The organism is Novipirellula methanifontis, from assembly GCF_052161655.1.
Lineage (GTDB): Bacteria > Planctomycetota > Planctomycetia > Pirellulales > Pirellulaceae > Novipirellula.
Window position 1 is genome coordinate 7,151,889 of record NZ_CP197418.1, and the last position, 16,508, is coordinate 7,168,396.

The 16,508-nt window shown below is 53.9% G+C and carries 12 protein-coding genes; 5 read left to right on the forward strand and 7 right to left on the reverse strand.

What is annotated here, in order from left to right:
• The first annotated feature begins 50 nt into the window (after window positions 1-50).
• Window positions 51-941 (forward strand): response regulator, encoded by an 891-nt coding sequence (locus SH528x_RS25935; RefSeq protein WP_442506347.1) that lies wholly within the window; start codon window positions 51-53, stop codon window positions 939-941.
• A 96-nt stretch (window positions 942-1,037) separates the two neighbouring features.
• Here the strand turns inward: SH528x_RS25935 and pgsW are convergent, their stop codons facing one another.
• The 5 genes from pgsW to SH528x_RS25960 all read right to left on the reverse strand — a co-directional run bounded on the left by pgsW (window position 1,038) and on the right by SH528x_RS25960 (window position 6,771).
• Window positions 1,038-2,258: a poly-gamma-glutamate system protein gene (pgsW, locus tag SH528x_RS25940; RefSeq protein ID WP_442506348.1), complete on the reverse strand. Its 1,221-nt coding sequence runs from the start codon at window positions 2,256-2,258 to the stop codon at window positions 1,038-1,040.
• Window positions 2,255-2,740, reverse strand: coding sequence for a poly-gamma-glutamate biosynthesis protein PgsC (pgsC, locus tag SH528x_RS25945; RefSeq protein ID WP_442506349.1), 486 nt, complete (start codon window positions 2,738-2,740; stop codon window positions 2,255-2,257). The genes pgsW and pgsC overlap by 4 nt, the downstream gene beginning before the upstream one ends.
• Entirely contained in the window at window positions 2,740-3,972 is a 1,233-nt protein-coding gene (gene pgsB, locus SH528x_RS25950; RefSeq protein WP_442506350.1) for a poly-gamma-glutamate synthase PgsB, read from the reverse strand. The genes pgsC and pgsB overlap by 1 nt, the downstream gene beginning before the upstream one ends.
• A gap of 872 nt (window positions 3,973-4,844) precedes the next feature.
• Complete coding sequence (locus SH528x_RS25955; protein WP_442506351.1) at window positions 4,845-6,137, reverse strand: PQQ-binding-like beta-propeller repeat protein; 1,293 nt, start codon at window positions 6,135-6,137, stop codon at window positions 4,845-4,847.
• 187 nt (window positions 6,138-6,324) lie between these two features.
• Window positions 6,325-6,771, reverse strand: a complete 447-nt coding sequence (locus tag SH528x_RS25960; protein ID WP_442506352.1) for a hypothetical protein — start codon at window positions 6,769-6,771, stop codon at window positions 6,325-6,327.
• Between the two features lie 402 nt (window positions 6,772-7,173).
• Here SH528x_RS25960 and SH528x_RS25965 point away from each other — a divergent pair, with 402 nt between their 5' ends.
• Window positions 7,174-9,363, forward strand: coding sequence for an efflux RND transporter periplasmic adaptor subunit (locus SH528x_RS25965; protein ID WP_442506353.1), 2,190 nt, complete (start codon window positions 7,174-7,176; stop codon window positions 9,361-9,363).
• A 32-nt stretch (window positions 9,364-9,395) separates the two neighbouring features.
• Window positions 9,396-11,606: a peptidase M50 gene (locus tag SH528x_RS25970; RefSeq protein WP_442506354.1), complete on the forward strand. Its 2,211-nt coding sequence runs from the start codon at window positions 9,396-9,398 to the stop codon at window positions 11,604-11,606.
• A 126-nt stretch (window positions 11,607-11,732) separates the two neighbouring features.
• Here the strand turns inward: SH528x_RS25970 and SH528x_RS25975 are convergent, their stop codons facing one another.
• Entirely contained in the window at window positions 11,733-12,038 is a 306-nt protein-coding gene (locus tag SH528x_RS25975) for a hypothetical protein (RefSeq protein WP_442506355.1), read from the reverse strand.
• Between the two features lie 100 nt (window positions 12,039-12,138).
• Window positions 12,139-12,336, reverse strand: a complete 198-nt coding sequence (locus SH528x_RS25980) for a hypothetical protein (protein ID WP_442506356.1) — start codon at window positions 12,334-12,336, stop codon at window positions 12,139-12,141.
• 109 nt (window positions 12,337-12,445) lie between these two features.
• On the opposite strand from SH528x_RS25980, the gene SH528x_RS25985 reads away from it, so the two are divergent.
• Together SH528x_RS25985 and SH528x_RS25990 are read left to right on the forward strand one after the other, a co-directional pair.
• Window positions 12,446-14,863: a heavy metal translocating P-type ATPase gene (locus tag SH528x_RS25985; protein WP_442506357.1), complete on the forward strand. Its 2,418-nt coding sequence runs from the start codon at window positions 12,446-12,448 to the stop codon at window positions 14,861-14,863.
• Between the two features lie 127 nt (window positions 14,864-14,990).
• Window positions 14,991-16,502: a copper oxidase gene (locus SH528x_RS25990; protein ID WP_442506358.1), complete on the forward strand. Its 1,512-nt coding sequence runs from the start codon at window positions 14,991-14,993 to the stop codon at window positions 16,500-16,502.
• Window positions 16,503-16,508 lie beyond the last annotated feature (6 nt).

Consider the following 16,508-nt stretch of genomic DNA (forward strand, 5'->3'; position numbering starts at 1 on the left):
CTGCGGCGGTGATTGAAACACCCCGACGATGCCCTTCATAGGATTGCACCATGTCGCGTGTTCTATTAGCAGAAGACAGCCCCACTCAAGTGATCATGTTGCGAGCGTTACTCGAGGAAGACTCGCATGAAGTTCAGGTCGCCGGCGACGGCTTGAAAGCCCTGGAGATCATGAGTGAACAGCTTCCCGATATCGTCGTGACCGATATGCAGATGCCGAATATGAATGGACTTGAATTGGTTCAAGCCATTCGAGCCAAACATGCTTCCGTCCCTGTGATCCTGATCACAGGCCAAGGCAGCGAGGAACTTGCGGCGAAGGCATTACTGGAAGGCGCCGCTGCGTATCTACCGAAGTCGGTCGTTGACGAAGAATTACTGGGATCGATCGAGCACGTCTTGGGATTGCTAGAAACTCAGATGAGTTACAAGCATCTTATCGAACGCCTTGACTACAACCAATTTCAATTCACGCTTGAAAACAACCCTGAATTGGTGCCGTCGCTCGTCAATCTGATGCAACAAATGGTCGGCGGCATGCATATCAGCGACGAGGTAACACGAGCGCGGATCGGAATGTCGATCGAGCAGGCTCTTTTGAACGCAATGATACGTGGCAATCTCGAAATTAGCCAACAAGCCCAACATGACGACGAAGAGATACAAGTCGACGAGGTGGCCACTCTTGTAGAAAAACGACGTGCCGAATCACCCTACGGTGATCGGCGTGTCATCTTTCGTGCCCACCTCGGTAAAGAACAACTTGTCTTTATCGTTAAGGACGAAGGGAATGGATTTGATACCGAAGAGTACACAGACACTACTGTCAATGAACCACTCGATATCGAAGGCGGCCGCGGATTAGTCTTGATCCGCTCGTTCATGGACGAAGTTCGTTTCAATGAATCAGGAAACGAAATTGTCATGGTCAAGAATATCTAAGTGACCGCTTCACAAAGCTTTCACACGACAGCACAAGCGGCTCACATCGTCCTCTCTTGAGTAGGGGGGGACGACCGAGGCCAAATTGTCAGTCAATCAGACCATCAACTCAACGTGCTCTGGCATCGACGACGTTGATTGGGAATCATCCGATGGCTTTCGCCATGCCCGCCACGATCGTAGCGGATGAAGAATGATTCCAGGTGCAACGATAGTTGCCATCATCAACCAAGTCAGTCCCATCACGATGCCTGCTAACGAGCGTCGATAGACACGCTTACCAAAGACGTCACCTTGTCCGATCGATGGATGGTCCACAGGTGCAATCGGCATTGCGTACTGATCTGCAATAAATTTAGCGTCGACCACGTTGATTACTGGCACGTTTTTCGCCAGCATTCGAGTGGCAATACAGTTCGGCAGCGGTCCCTCACCGGGAGCCCGCATGTGTACTCCCGCCGCGAAACGCTCGTTGCCCTCGCTGCCGCCAATCGATGCCGATCCGCCCCCGACGTTGACATAAGCCGCATAGGTGTCTCCCTTGATTTCCGTTTCATAGAACGCCATGCGTTCGTCAATCAAGGCTCGCAAACCGGTCGACGCAAGCATCGGAATTCCGTTGCGTTCCATCGCCCCCGACAGCAACGCACGCGTTTGCTCAGGCATTCCCGATGCACGATCGTAAAGCCCGCCATAGGTTCCCGCTTGAGCACGAAACGAAATCAGCTCCGCCTGATGCAAATGCTTCTCCATATCAACCCACATCATGTCAGGCCCATTCGCACCATATTGGCTCGATGCCGCTGACAGAATGATGGTCGGCTTTAGTTGTAGCGTCTCGGCGGCCGCGTACACCGCAATATTCAACGCAGGCCAAGATCCACTTGCACCAATGGCAACGCGATCCCCTGGCTTAACGCCTGCCTCTTCAAACCATTTAACGACAACGGCAGCAAAGTTCGGATTGATCGACGTTTGCTTTGACTCGAGTGACCCAAGCTTACTGGTCACAAGCGACATCGAAGGACCAATCAGATGTGATCCTTGCGGGTCCAGTTTCGCAACCAACCGATGCCCTTGCTGTTGCTGTGCCTGGGCGATCACTTGCATTGCAGACTCGGCTTTTGTCGCCGCAGCCAACAATCGTTCCTGATGCTCGGGCGCCACATTCGAGGGCCAAAAATGGACCAGTGCCATTCCCGAAAGTGAAACGATCATGCCAGCCCACAGCCCAGCGCGTGACAACCGCCTGGGGCGCCAATACATGACCTGAAATGGTGTCTTATCTTTCTTGATGTTGTCACCCGACTCGCTCATGCAATTGCCTCCACCCCAACAAGAATCAATGTCAAACGTACGAGAACCGCAGAGGACATCATCGGCGACAAGGTTTCGATAAAGCCCTGGCGTTCAAACCACAACGCGATCAAACCGGGGATGATGAATCCAATCATTACGATTGGACTGACGACCTCGTCGACTGCTCCAGGAACCGCCGATAGCGAGTTCGCGATCAAACGAATCGTCATGCCGACCGCAAATCCGAACATCACCGTTAATACAACACGTCGACGACCAAACAGAATGGCCCAACGTGAAACGAGCCGGACGAGCCCCCACGTGATCATCGCCGCGATGATCGTCAACAGCACCGCAATCGGTTGGTGCAAGGAAAGTGCAATGTATCCCGGCACAATCATGCCGCCCACGCTGAGCCCGATCAGTTCCGTCACGACGAGACTGACTAGTAAGCCAATCGCAATGGCAAGCAACGTGATGTCGATATCCATTAAACTCATTATGCCGCTCCGACTGGAATGTGATCTGCGAAAGGAAGGCGTTGCATCTGATCCGCCTTGCGAAAATAATCCAGCAGATCCATCCCCGGCCCAGCGATGTTGCCCATCCCCATTACCATCGAGGATCGTCCCGATTGGCCTCGCAGCAGATTGACTAAATGTGCCGCCGGTTGTGATTCGGCACACGTCAAGCGGTCTCGCGACAATCCACTCTGGATCACGCGTCGTGCGAAAACTTCGGTTCCCGTCCCCGAAAGAACGTAATGATCCGCTGGATGCCAACGCATGCACGCTTCGGCTAACTGCAGCGATCGATCCACTCGATCCTCGCGACAATTAAAGAGGGCGATTCGTCGCTCGACCCCCTCATAGCGTTGCACCAGCGTGTTCCAACTATGCCCGGTCGACTCGGGATCGTTCGCAGCGAAGGCATTTACAAAGACCATTTCCTGGTCCTGCTCAGCCACTCGGAACAATCGCATTACCCCGGGATCCGCATCCGCAGCCCACATTCCTTGCAGAGCAACATGCCGCTGGACGCCAAGATCACGACAAATTTGCAATGAAAGTGCCACGTTATCGGGATGCTCAATGTGCGAGAATCCTGCTAATTCCTCGCAAGTCACTTCACTGACAGCATCGTCCAGGATCGTAACCATCTCGGATTTGCGATCTTTCGCTGCGTTAGAAATGACTTGCAATGTTTCCAGACGTTGCTCGGCCGTATAAACGGTTCCAGCGACGGGAACCGTGCCACACAATGCCTTGGCGACGCCGACAACATCAGGCCCCATCACGTCGAGGTGATCGGCACGAGCGTTGGTGATCACCCCATGAGTGGATTGGACCAATTTCAATTCGCAGATGGATTGCAGTTGAGGCTGAAGTGCCATGCACTCAATCACAAGGGCCTCGGCGCGTAAACGCACCGCCGCGTGAACCACACGTCGCTGCTCCATGATGTTGGCTCGCGAAGGACGGAAGACCGATGCTTCACTGCCATCGGGAAAAATCATGCGAGGAACGGTGCCCGTGGTTTTTGCGCATGTGCGTATTCCGCCCGCACGCAAACCTGCTGCAATCAACCGAGTTACACTTGATTTACCTCGAGTCCCATTGACATGAATCCTAATTGGAATTTTCGAGAGATTACGTTGATGCCAAAGCGACTCAGCAATCCCAACCGCTGACAACGCGAGTGCACCGCCACTAACCAGCAGAGTCCCGTACATGAACCCTCCATTTTTTAAACAGCTTTGGTTTCCGAAATGATAGAAATCAAGACGAATGGAAATCGAGACAAAAATTAGACCGGGAGCGAATCACATGGCTCATCGATTGAAAAAATGACAAGGGTTTTGGTAAGCATTACAAAGTCAAAGGAGCTTACCGGTCGCCGCAAATCATCATTCAGCAATACGTTGATTCAGATAATCGTTCCGAATGACCATGAGTCATCGTGAATAGAGCAAAAGACGAGTTCGGTTTCCTGCGGGAAACGACTGAACCGTCAGACTAGATCCTCACCATACACAAATGCTGTGCCGGTAATCAAGGGCGATCCAAATGGGGTTCTGCCAGCCACCTGTTCACACTTACAGCAGTCCGTTTCTCGGCCCCAAATCATGCGGCTGCAACTTGGCAACGCCCTTCCCATGCATAGGACAGGCGTTTGCACGTTCAGCTCCCCGGTAACCCGCTAAGAAACTACTCGTTAGGGAAGACGGCTTCCTATATTCCCAGCAACACTGGCGATTTCACGAGGGCAGAGACATTCCAATCGTGATTGGGCTGGCGAATTGGCCACAAAGAAGAGTCGCTATCAACATTGCGACTACCACCTAAACACCTTGTTTAGGGCACATTATCCCACCACGATTCGCAAGAAAATATCAGTGAATTTTTGATTAATCGACAGAATGCTGATTTGATCTACTGGACACTTACTTGCAACGTTTCGGAATAGCGAACGGCAAAAACTCATTCGCTTAAAGTACACAGTTCGACTTCCAGTCGGAGGAGCGGGATACAACCGACTCGAAGCCGAATTCAAGTTCGGCTTCGCAAGGTTGGCAACGCAATGCTCTGCGTTTTTAAACGACTGTTACTTGAGCTTGTAACACATTAATTTACCCTGTTCGCGGAGGTAGAGATTGCCGCCCGCGATGACCGGATGCGCCCAACTCTTTCCCTTCTGGTACTCTGGCTTAACAACGCTGAGCACGTCGAACTTCTTAGGCGTTGCATTCGTCAGGATGATCGTGCCGTCTTCGCGGCGATAGAGAACATGACCGTCGGCGTAGATCAGACTTGTCTCTCCCTTACCTTCAGCACGTTCGGGTCCCCAAGCAATTTCGCCAGTCGCCATTTTTACACAGACGGGCAGCCCATTGCCATTGCCATGTCCGCAATAGATGTAGCCATCAACCAGCGTCATACCTCCATGTTTGTTCTGAAGCTTGTTCCCATCGAGCCAGTACTGTTCGTTTGCTTTAACGCCACCTTTTCCATCGGGCGTCAGCTTTAGCAGTGCCGACCCCGTGCCGTAGCCGGTGCTAGTAAAGACAAAGTCGCCGTCAACGAGTGCCGTGGGAATATTTGCGGTGGTGTTAGCGACACGATTGTATTGCCACAACAATTTCCCATCCGCCGCGCGAACACCAATCAAGCCACGACCTACCAATTGAACGTACTGTTTTACACCACCACCGTTTGAAATAATGGGTGAAGAATAGCCAGCGCCATCCTTCACATCCTTTCCGTCGGTACCAAGTTCATCACCTGAGAGCGTGCACGCCCAGACTTCTTCACCATTGGTTTTGTTCAGTGCGACCAACAATCCCGACTTTCCTCCGGGAGTACAGATAACTCGATCTCCATCAACGAGCGGCGATTCACTGAACCCCCAACCGCTCATCATCTTCCCATTCCAATCCTTGAAGTCACGACTCCAAACTTCGGAGCCATCGTTTGCGTTTAGACAAACGATGTGACCATCACTGCTGACCATGTACAGGCGACCGCCATCAATCGTGGGCGTTGTACGACTTCCCTCGTAACCATGCTTTGGCGGACCACTTGCAATCGCTTGCTTCCAATGGAGGTCGCCTGTGGTTGCATCGATAGCGACAGCCGATTGACTGTCTTCAAAATTTCCCGTTGTATAGATTCGATTTCCGGCAACCGAAACGCTGGCGTAACCGTCGCCGATTCCTTCGGCCATCCACTTCAGCGTTGGACCATTTTTGCCCCACGATTCAAACAAGCCGGTTTCGGAGGAGTGATTGGCGCGGTCCGCGCCTCGCCACTGCAACCAATCCTCGGCATTGGTGGCGGAGAAGCCAAAGACAAACGTGAAGGCTAGGGACAAACTCGCGCGAAACGACATCATTTGCATCGATAAATCCTGAGATGGAAGGAGAGAGGTAAGATTTGCGAGGGGGCAAGTGGCATTTATCGCGAAAAACGCGTGCCGAGGCCGCACCGATTGTACGCTGATACGATCGCAAGGTGACCAACGGGACGCGATATCTCAAATTGTCAGTCGAAAAACACAATGTGGATCACTGAATCGTTTGACCGACCTAGCTGGGGAGACCACGCACCTTCAAAAACGCTGAAATGGCGACAATCACGCAGGCTAGCAGGACAACGATTTTCAGCCATTTCGCTCGATTGTTTCGCATGCCCTCAAATTTGGGACTGCGACCGACCAACACCGAAGCGATAAAAAACACCACCACAGCGAGAATCATCTTGGTCCCAACCATGCCGTGGTAGAGCCCGTCGCCCTTGTGCCCAGGAATCGCACGGACGTAGTTGTAAATTCCGCTAGCGAGTAACAACAGAATCCCGAAATGGACAAAACGCTTCCAGCGTCCCAAAACCGCCAAGCCTAGCGATGCTCGCGACGGTTCCTCGATCTTCATCGAAGAGGGCAGCAGCACAAACAACAAAAACATCGTACCGCCGACCATCGTGATTGCGGTGCCCACATGGGCAAACCGTGACAGCACATCCAGAAAAAACATAAGCCCTGCGTTCCAAAATGGTTGTGATCGTTTTGAGTGCAATTAGATGTTATGCCATCGCGTTCACCAAGCCCCAAGCAGATTCGCTCTCGCACTCGCTTCGCTATTTTGCCCCGGGCTGCGATGCAGGATGGACGGCAGACTGGCTCCGTCGCTCAATACGCAATGCCCCTACAACCGTTACAATATAGCAACGGCTCACAGACGGCGTGACCTCCCCAATTCACACGATGTCCCGCAAGTTTGTTGAATTTGACAGCGGCAAAACCGCCTGGACCGTTTTCGTGAACTAGCCTCGGATTTTGCAACGCGACACGGACGACGACGCAATCCGGTCGTCCCAGATTAGGCAGGCACCGTTAAGTAAGCACCGTTAAATAAGCACCGCGATTAGGCATTGTGTTGAACGCTCCTTCCACCAGCAACATTCATCAGCGCTCGACGCTTCAGGATGATCCCCTTGCCAGCAGTGACCCAAAGTCGCTGTTGACGTCGATCGCAAAACGCTGCTCCGACCGCAACGAATTCATTCGCCAACTGGCTCAGCACCTGCAAAGTGAATTTGCGGTTGGGATCGTCGCCATCGTTGCACTCGATCACGAGCACCCGATGATGCTTGTTGCGGATGAGGAACTCGGAAGCCAAATCCATCGCGGTTCGATTCGCCAGAACTTGGAAATGGCCACCTCGACGCCGATCGCAAGCGAAATCGCCTTGATCGATCCGTCTGCCACGCCCCCGCCAAGTTTAAGCGAATCCGCGTCAAACGATAGTTCCTCCGCCACCGAAACCGATCCGAACGATACATCGTTTTCGGTCCGCGGTTTCCGGGTTGAATTAATGTCGGCGCCTCACCGGCTTGCGGTCTTGCTCGTCAATCGCATTAGCAATCGCCCCACCGCTGCAGAACAACTCGAAACCCTTCGCCGATTGAATTCCTACGTTCAATCCGTTGGCGAAATCGATGCGAACGGTAACACGTGGGCCGGTTCCTCGGACAACGTGCCCGCCAAGGAATCGGCTAGCGCGGCGATCGTAAATCCAAACAAAGCGACAGCTATCAAAAGCACCGATCGTAGCGGCGGCGAGTCGGCGACGCCCCGAGGAACTTTATTGCAGCTGCATCGCAGTCTATCGGTCCACCGAACCGCATATTCCATTGCCAACGAAACACGACGTTTGATTGGCTGCGACCGCGTCGTCGTGCTCACTCGTCGTGGCAAAAGGTTCAAAGTCACCGCCGTCAGCGGAGTTGCCGTCGTCGACAAACGCAGCAACTCGACTCGCAGTATCGAACGATTGGTCGAGCGTGCAGTCGTCTTGTCAGGCCCGGTGATGCTTCCACAATCGGAAATGTTGCCTCCGCAAATCCAGGCTCCGCTGGATGAATACCTTGATCAATGCGGAACGACCACAGTAGCCCTGTTGCCATTGCGAATCACAGACGAGGATTCCGATGACGCTTCGTCCGACGATCTCATCAACGATCCCTTCCAAAATAGCGGCGAGCTCGTCGGCGTCTTGTTGGCGGAATACTACAGCGGTGAAGGACCAAGCGACATCACCCCAGTCATGCAAATCGTGGTGAGCGAGTCCGCCGTGGCGCTGCACAACGCGATGGAACACGAGAGCATTTTTGCGTTAACGATTTGGAAATCGATTGGCCGACTCAAACGCACTGGGAAATGGGTCTGGTTAGCAGCGGCAGTGGCTTCGATCGTCCTATTTGCCATCGCATCAATGGTCATTCCTGTAGATCATTATGTGATCGCCACAGGTTCGCTCGAACCGACTCAACGCCGCCAAGTCTTTGCATCGGTCGATGGTGTTGTCAAAACGCTGCATGTCGTCGATGGTCAATCAGTGACAGCGAACTTGCCCCTGTTGGAGCTCGAAAACGCCGATCTACAGCGCAACAGCGAAACCATCTCGGGCCAAATCCAAACCACGCTCCAACGTCTGGCGTCGATCAAAGCGGTTCGACTCAGTGGCGATGCCAAACAAAACCCGTCGGACCGCATGGCGGTTGAACAGCAACAGCTTGACACCGAACTGGCTAATCTGCGTGCACAACAAGCCATCCTTGAATCCCAGCAAGAGGACTTAATTGTAAAAAGTCCGATTGATGGAACGGTGGTCGGATGGCAATTGGAGCAACGCCTTTCTCGCCGTCCCGTATCACGAGGCAACTTACTATTGAGTGTCGTGGATGAAACGGGCCCATGGGAATTGAAACTTCAAATTCCCGACCGCGACGCTGGTGCGATGCTGAAGTCATTTGAGCAGTCTTCGTCGTTGCCGGTCACCTTTGTCGTAGCAACGCAGCCCGACCGATCGTACGCCGCAACACTGCATAGCGTCGCGACAGCCGCACGAATTGATGAACGTAAACAAGCGGTGATCGACACCACCGCGAGTGTCCAACGAATAAACGATCCCCAATCCACTGCGGACGTCTTCGATCCGTTTGACGTGCGTATAGGGGCGGATGTTACGGCACGTGTCTATTGCGGCGAGCGTTCATTGCTCCGCAGTTGGTTTAGTGATGTATTTGACTTCGTCAATCGCAACATCTTGTTCTACGTCCGCTAGCCGACTTTTTCAAAACTTCGTCACGTTTCATCATGTCGCACATCACCCGTTCATCGAGCAACGCCATCGGCGTTCGCGTTCGCGCGGATCTGATTGCGGTGCAAACGCTGCATAAGAACGAGTCCGCATATGTAGTAAAAGATCCGATATCGATGAAGTATCACCGACTTCGAGCGGACGAATACTTCATCTTAAAACGTCTGGACGGTCGATGCAGCCTTGATGACCTGCGTCGCGATTACGAGAAAACCTATCATCCTCAAAAAGTCTCTCATAGCGAACTAAATCAGCTACTATTCCGCTTTCACCAAAGCGAGCTAACGGTATCGGATTCGGCGTATCAAGGCGACCGGCTTGCCGCACGTGGCAAAAAAGAACAGCGACAAAAACATCTGCAACAGCTCAGCAGTTTGTTGTTCATCCGTTTTCCAGGCGTGGATCCAGAACCGTTTCTCCGCCGTTGCTACCCCTTCGTTCGTCCACTGCTGAGTCCGATATCGCTACTAATTGCGGGCTTGCTTTGCGTCTCCGCCGCGATCGCGTTCACCACACACTGGGACAACTTCGCAGCCGAGTTCCCGACCCTCGGCGTGTGGCTTCGACTCGATTCGCTCTTGATTTTGGCGGCGGTGATTGGCGGTACCAAGATTTTGCACGAACTGGGGCACGCGTTTGTGTGCAAGCACTTTGGCGGCGAGTGCCATCAAATTGGGCCGATGCTGTTGGTCTTTACTCCGGCACTGTACTGCGACACCTCCGACTCTTGGATGTTGACTAACCGATTCCAGCGAGCAGCGGTTGGATTAGCAGGCATTGCGACGGAAGTTCTGTTGGCCGCAGCGGCGACATGGATTTGGATTATCACTGCCGAAGGTGTCGTGCATTCGGTGGCAATGAATGTGATGCTTGTCTGTGGCGTCAGCACGATCTTGTTTAACGCCAATCCGTTGCTTCGTTACGACGGCTACTACGTTCTTGCGGATCTGTGCGACACGCCCAACATGGCGGAACGGTCGCGACGGCTTTTGTCAGCTTATCTGAACCGCGTGTTACTAGGCGTTGACGAAATGCCGTACGAAATCCTTACGCTTCGTGGACGATTTTGGATGGTCGTCTATGCGATGGCTGCGGCGGTTTATCGCTGGAGTCTAACGCTGTTAATTTTGTGGTTCGTGTCGTTGATGCTTCGGCCATACGGACTCGAATCCGTCGGCCGCGTGTTGTGTGTGTTGGCGATCGCTGGCATGATCTACGGCATCTCAAAAATCCCAATCCGTTTCCTCCGCAATCCCGCTCGACGAGGAAAGGTCCGTATGACTCGTTTGCTTCGTTTTGTCTGTATTGCCGCGTTCTTGGCTGTGGTTGCGATGTGGCCAATGCCCTCATCGATTTCAACCACGGCCCGCATCACGCCACGCAAACAGACGCCCGTCTACATTTCCACGCCCGGTATCTTGGAATCGTTTGCGGCAGTTCCTGGAGACACGATTGCCCAGGGCGACAAGATCGCGACGCTTGTCAATCACGACGTGGAATCCGAGTACGTTAAAGCCTTGGGGCGAGTACAAATCCAAACCGGGTTGGTTCAATCGCTTCGCCAAAGTCGCTTTCAATCACCGGAGGCAGCCGACGAATTACCGGCAGCCGAAGCGTTGCTTGCTGACTTAAAAGAGCAACTCAACACGCGACGTGATCGACGCGATGCGTTGGTTGTTCGAGCCCCTGCAAGCGGAAAATTGATCCTGGGCACAAGACGCCCCGAAACGGCGGCCTATGGAAATGAAGACGTTTTTCAGCTCGTCAGTTGGTCGGGATATCCGACGGACGCTGAAAACAGCGAAAGTTATCTTCACTCCGGCACGGAATTAATGTCGATTGTCAACGGTAACGACTGGGATGTCGAAATTGTCATGTCGCAATCCGAAGTACAGCGAATCGCCTTCGGTTCAAAGCTAAAACTTGCGTTACAGTCCGATCCGGGCGAAGTTTTTACAGGAATCGTCACCGACATTTCCCGAGCCGAATGGACACCCGAATTAAACACACCTCGCTGGGATGACGCCAAGGCAACACGAGAGCAAGCTCCGGCAACCACCTCGTACGTGGTTCGTGCCGCAATCAAACTGCCCGTCTCCCTGCACTTCAAGGCCGGGTCGGGTGCGATCAGTACCATCGAAGCCGCCCCAATATCGCTTGCCGGTCGAATCATCCGAACGCTCAACGGACTGCTTCGGTTCCGCTAACCGATCAAGCAACCGCAGTCAAATCCGCGTGCGACATTTGCAATTGAGGTCAAGAATCAAACGCGTCGGTCTCTGACCCCAAACGCAAAAATGTTGCACGAAGTTGGAGCGTCAGAACGGTCTCCATCAATTATCGCCCGCAAGTATCGGCGAGATTTGTTCGGCAAGCCATGTGTAGTCGGCGATCAGCGGGCCAACCATCGGCCAACCACCGCGTTCGAGTTTAATGGCAAGGCCGCAGGCAAGATCATTGATGCGGTTCTCTGTCGTGTCGGCGATGTTTGCGTTTCGACGTTCGTAGGAGTTCCAGCGGCGGCGTGCGATCGCGGCCATTTCGGCCGCAAGTGTTTCAGTGGATGGTGCAACGGGCGAACCTTCTTCACGTGCCCAGAGCAGTTTCGCAGCGACAGATTTTTCAACGGTCAAATCCACAGTTAGCCTGCGTCGTGCAACGTGGTTATGTACGAGAAGGCGTCGTACGTTACAGGGGCGAGGCTCCGCGTTGGAGGCTCGCCATTCGCTTTATCGGATTCTACTCGACTTTTTGCGGACAAAGACCAGGTCGTTTCAGCAACTGAGTTTGCGTTCCAGCATCACTGATATTCTCGATGACGTCGTTTTTTTCAGACGACTCTCTCTCGATCGATAGCGTCACGACCCCAGGACGCTCGATCCCCAAGCAAATCACGAAAGCAAACGAATTCAGCTCGAATTGGAATGCAAGTTGCATACCAGTACAGGGTATCCCCTAAAATGTTAAAATTACCGTCAAATCCTTCGTGTACCACATTCGCATGGCGAATCTGCACGTGGCTGAGGAGATTGCCAGGATGTCCACTATGTCAACAAATCAAATTACCGCAATCGACCCCGTTTGCGGCATGACCGTTAGCCCCGGAAAAGCACTGGAAAGTCAGTACGAAGGCCAAACGTACTACTTTTGCAGTGCGGGCTGCCAACAAAAGTTCGAAGCTGACCCCGCTGGCGTGCTAATCGCACGCGTAAAGAAGGAGGCGGAAAAGAAACAGGGGGAGAAAAACAAACTGGAGATGGGAAGCGGAGAGCATTCTTGTTGTGGCGGGAAGTCGCAAGGAGGTAGTTCGGCTGCCAATGTGAGCAATGCGGCTGTAGACGAGAAAGCAATCTACACTTGCCCGATGCATCCGGAGATCGAACAGATGGGGCCGGGGGATTGCCCGATCTGTGGGATGGATCTGGAGCCGAAGTTCATCGATATGGCCGATTCCGGTGACGATGAACAGTACGCCGACATGAAACAACGGTTCTGGGTCGGCGTGGTGTTGTCGGTACCGTTACTGTTGATCGCAATGGGACCGATGGTCGGACTGCGGTTGACCAATTTCTTGTCGACTAGTGCCGCCGCCTGGCTGCAACTATTGCTCGCCACGCCCGTCGTTTTTTGGTGCGGATGGCCGCTGTTGGTTCGTGGAGCGAAGTCGTTCCGCAGCATGAATCTGAACATGTTTTCGCTGATTGCCGTGGGAACCTTGGCGGCGTACTTTTTCAGTTTTGTTGTGGTGGTGCTGCCAAACTTGATTCCCGAGGCATTCTTTGAAAACGGTGTGCCGCCGCTGTACTTCGAAGCCGCCGCAGTGATCATCACGCTGGTGCTGTTAGGCCAGGTCTTGGAACTGCGTGCACGTCAGCAAACCGGAGGTGCCATTCGTGAATTGCTGCAACTAGCACCCGAAACAGCTCACCGGATTACGGATGAAGGCGAGGAAGAAGTTGCTCTCAACTCGGTCCACAAAGGCGATCAACTGCGAGTTCGTCCGGGCGAAAAGGTGCCAGTTGATGGCAGGGTTGTCAGCGGCAGCAGCAGCGTGGACGAGTCGATGCTGACGGGCGAGCCGATCCCGGTAAAAAAAATGGAGGGCGACGAAATTACAGGAGGGACATTGAACCAAACCGGTGCCCTGGTGATGGAAGCAGTGGGCGTGGGCGGTGACACTGTGCTGAGCCGTATCGTCCAAATGGTCGCCGATGCACAACGCAGCCGAGCACCGATTCAAAAACTGGTCGATGTGGTCGCTCGCTACTTTGTGCCGGCCGTGATTGCCTGCTCGATCATCGCCTTTGTTGCCTGGGCGGTGTGGGGACCCGAGCCGCAGTTGGCACATGCGTTTGTTGCGGCCGTCGCGGTGCTGATTATTGCCTGCCCTTGTGCGCTAGGCTTGGCAACGCCCATGTCGGTGATGGTTGGCGTTGGCCGCGGAGCGAAAGAGGGGGTGTTGATCAAGAATGCGGAAGTCCTGGAGGTGATGGAAAAGGTCGACACGATTGTTGTTGACAAAACGGGAACGTTAACCCAGGGGCGTCCGGAAGTGACCGCGGTGGAGACGTTTGGGCAGTGGAAGGAACCTGACGTTCTGCGGCTCGCCGCGGCGGTGGAAAACCAAAGCGAACACCCATTGGCCCAGGCGGTGGTGCGTCGTGCAAAAACGGATCAAGTAAACACGGCCACGGCAATCGATTTCAACAGCATCACCGGTGGGGGAGTGCGAGCCAGGGTAGAGGATCACGACGTGTTGATCGGCAAAGCGGATCTGCTCGACGAGCAGGGAGTCGCCAATGTCGACTCCGGACGCGCAAACGCGGGAACACATCAATCCGAAGGAGCGACGGTAATTTTCGTTTCGATCGACCAGTCGCTTGTGGCGATCATGGCGATTACGGATCCGATCAAACAAAGCACGCCCGCGGCACTCAAGACGCTTCATGAACTTGGCCTGAAAGTCGTGATGTTGACTGGCGATGCCGAGCCGACTGCCAAAGCGGTGGCAGCAAAGCTGGGGATCGACGAATTTCATGCCGGCGTATCACCGCAAGACAAACATGACTTCGTTCGCAAACTGAAGAACGAGGGCAAAGTGGTGGCGATGTGTGGCGATGGCATTAATGACGCTCCGGCGCTAGCAGAATCCAATGTAGGAATCGCAATGGGGACGGGAACGGGTGTCGCGATCGAGTCGGCTGGCGTGACGCTGGTCGGTGGCGACCTGCGTGGCGTCGCAGCGGCGTTGAATCTAAGCCGCAAAACGATGAGCAACATTCGCCAAAACCTGTTCTTCGCATTCATTTACAATGCATTGGGAATCCCCGTCGCCGCGGGGCTACTGTATCCGGTGTTTGGACTGTTGCTGAGTCCTATGATTGCGGCGGCAGCGATGAGTCTGAGCAGCGTTTCAGTGATCGCAAACGCGCTGCGTTTGCGAACGGCGAAACTGACCTCGTAGCGACTCCCCCCGCTGTCTTGTTCAAACCGTCACCCCGGTCCCCGAACAAATCATTCCCACCGGCCAGCTTGTGATTGGCCGGTGAGAACCGGCCCTCCATCCCACTATTACATTGAGCAACTATCTAATGACTAACATCGAAAACCGACGCAAATTTTTAAAAGCTGGCGGCATCGCCGCCGCCGTTGGGCTAGCAGGGAACGCGATCGCACAGGAACCAGGCAAGACACCAAGCCTTCCCAACGATCCCGATGCACCGGCGCCGATCGGCAATTCGTCTACCACACCGGATATCCCCGCTGGCTCTGAGGTGCAGGCGGAGATGGACGGCTTCAGCCGGTTTAAACCGAGCCGCGGGAACGATCCGGAATCGCCGTTCTATTTGGGTAAGAAGATGCCGGGATTCCGACCAGCGTCGGCGGGCCATGCACCTTTTGAAGCTCCGGATCTGCAGAAACTGCCCTGGAAAATGGTGAACGGTGCCAAAGAGTTTCATCTTGTCCCGATGCCCGTCGAGCGTGAGTTCCTGCCCGGCTACAAGATGAATGTCTACGGCTACAACGGCAGCATGCCGGGACCCACGATCGAAGTGAACCAAGGAGATCGCGTTCGTATTATCGTTACCAACGAACTCCCCGAAGACACCTTTACGCACTGGCACGGCTTTGAAATGCCGGTGCAGTACGATGGCGCAGCGACGTTGACGCAGAATCCCATCAAACCGGGTAAGTCGATGGTCTACGAATTTGATATCCACGAAGAGGGTACGTTCTTCTATCATTCGCACGTCGCGATGCAGGAAGCGTTTGGCAGCGTCGGCTGGTTCATCGTGCATCCCAAAAAAGTCTACGATCCGCCCGTTGATCGTGACTTCGGTTTGATCTTCCAGAATTTCTTCATCGAACCCACTCAGACGGTCTCAGATAGCTGGCGGATGGACTGGAACTGGCACACGATTAACGGACGTAGCGGTCCGTACACGACACCTCTAGTCTGCAAGCACGGTGAACGAGTGCGGGTGCGTCTGCTGAACTTTGCCCCGATGCAGCATCACCCCATCCACATGCACGGCCACACCTATTGGGAAACCGGACACGAAGGGGCGCGTACACCGAGCAGTGCCTGGGTACCTCGCAACAACTCACTTGTCGGCGTCGCACAAGCGACGAATTTTGAGTTCATCGCGAACAATCCTGGCGATTGGATCTTCCACTGTCATATGGTCCATCACATGATGAACCATATGACTCGGCAGGTCGGCCCTCGCATTCGCAAAGACGTTAGTGTAGATCGCTACTTGCAAAACACGTCCACTCGTCCCACCGTGGACTTCACTCGCAATGATCCTGGTTTTGATACCCCTGGGTATCCCCAGAAAATGCTGGGGATGGAACGTTCCGAGTCACAGATGAAAGCGATTTGGAGTCGCCGCGAGGTCAAAGGAATGCGTGCCAATTACGCGATGGCGGTGAAGGGGTTGATGACGGTGATGCGAGTGTTGCCGGACGATCTGTACCAGATGGTGATGGAGAGCAACGAACCGGTGGAAAAAGGGGCCGTCTTCGCGGAGATTGTTCGTCGATTCGGTGATCCAGAACGATACGAAGCGGCCCCTAAGATGATGGGCATGGACATGTAGAGCGGC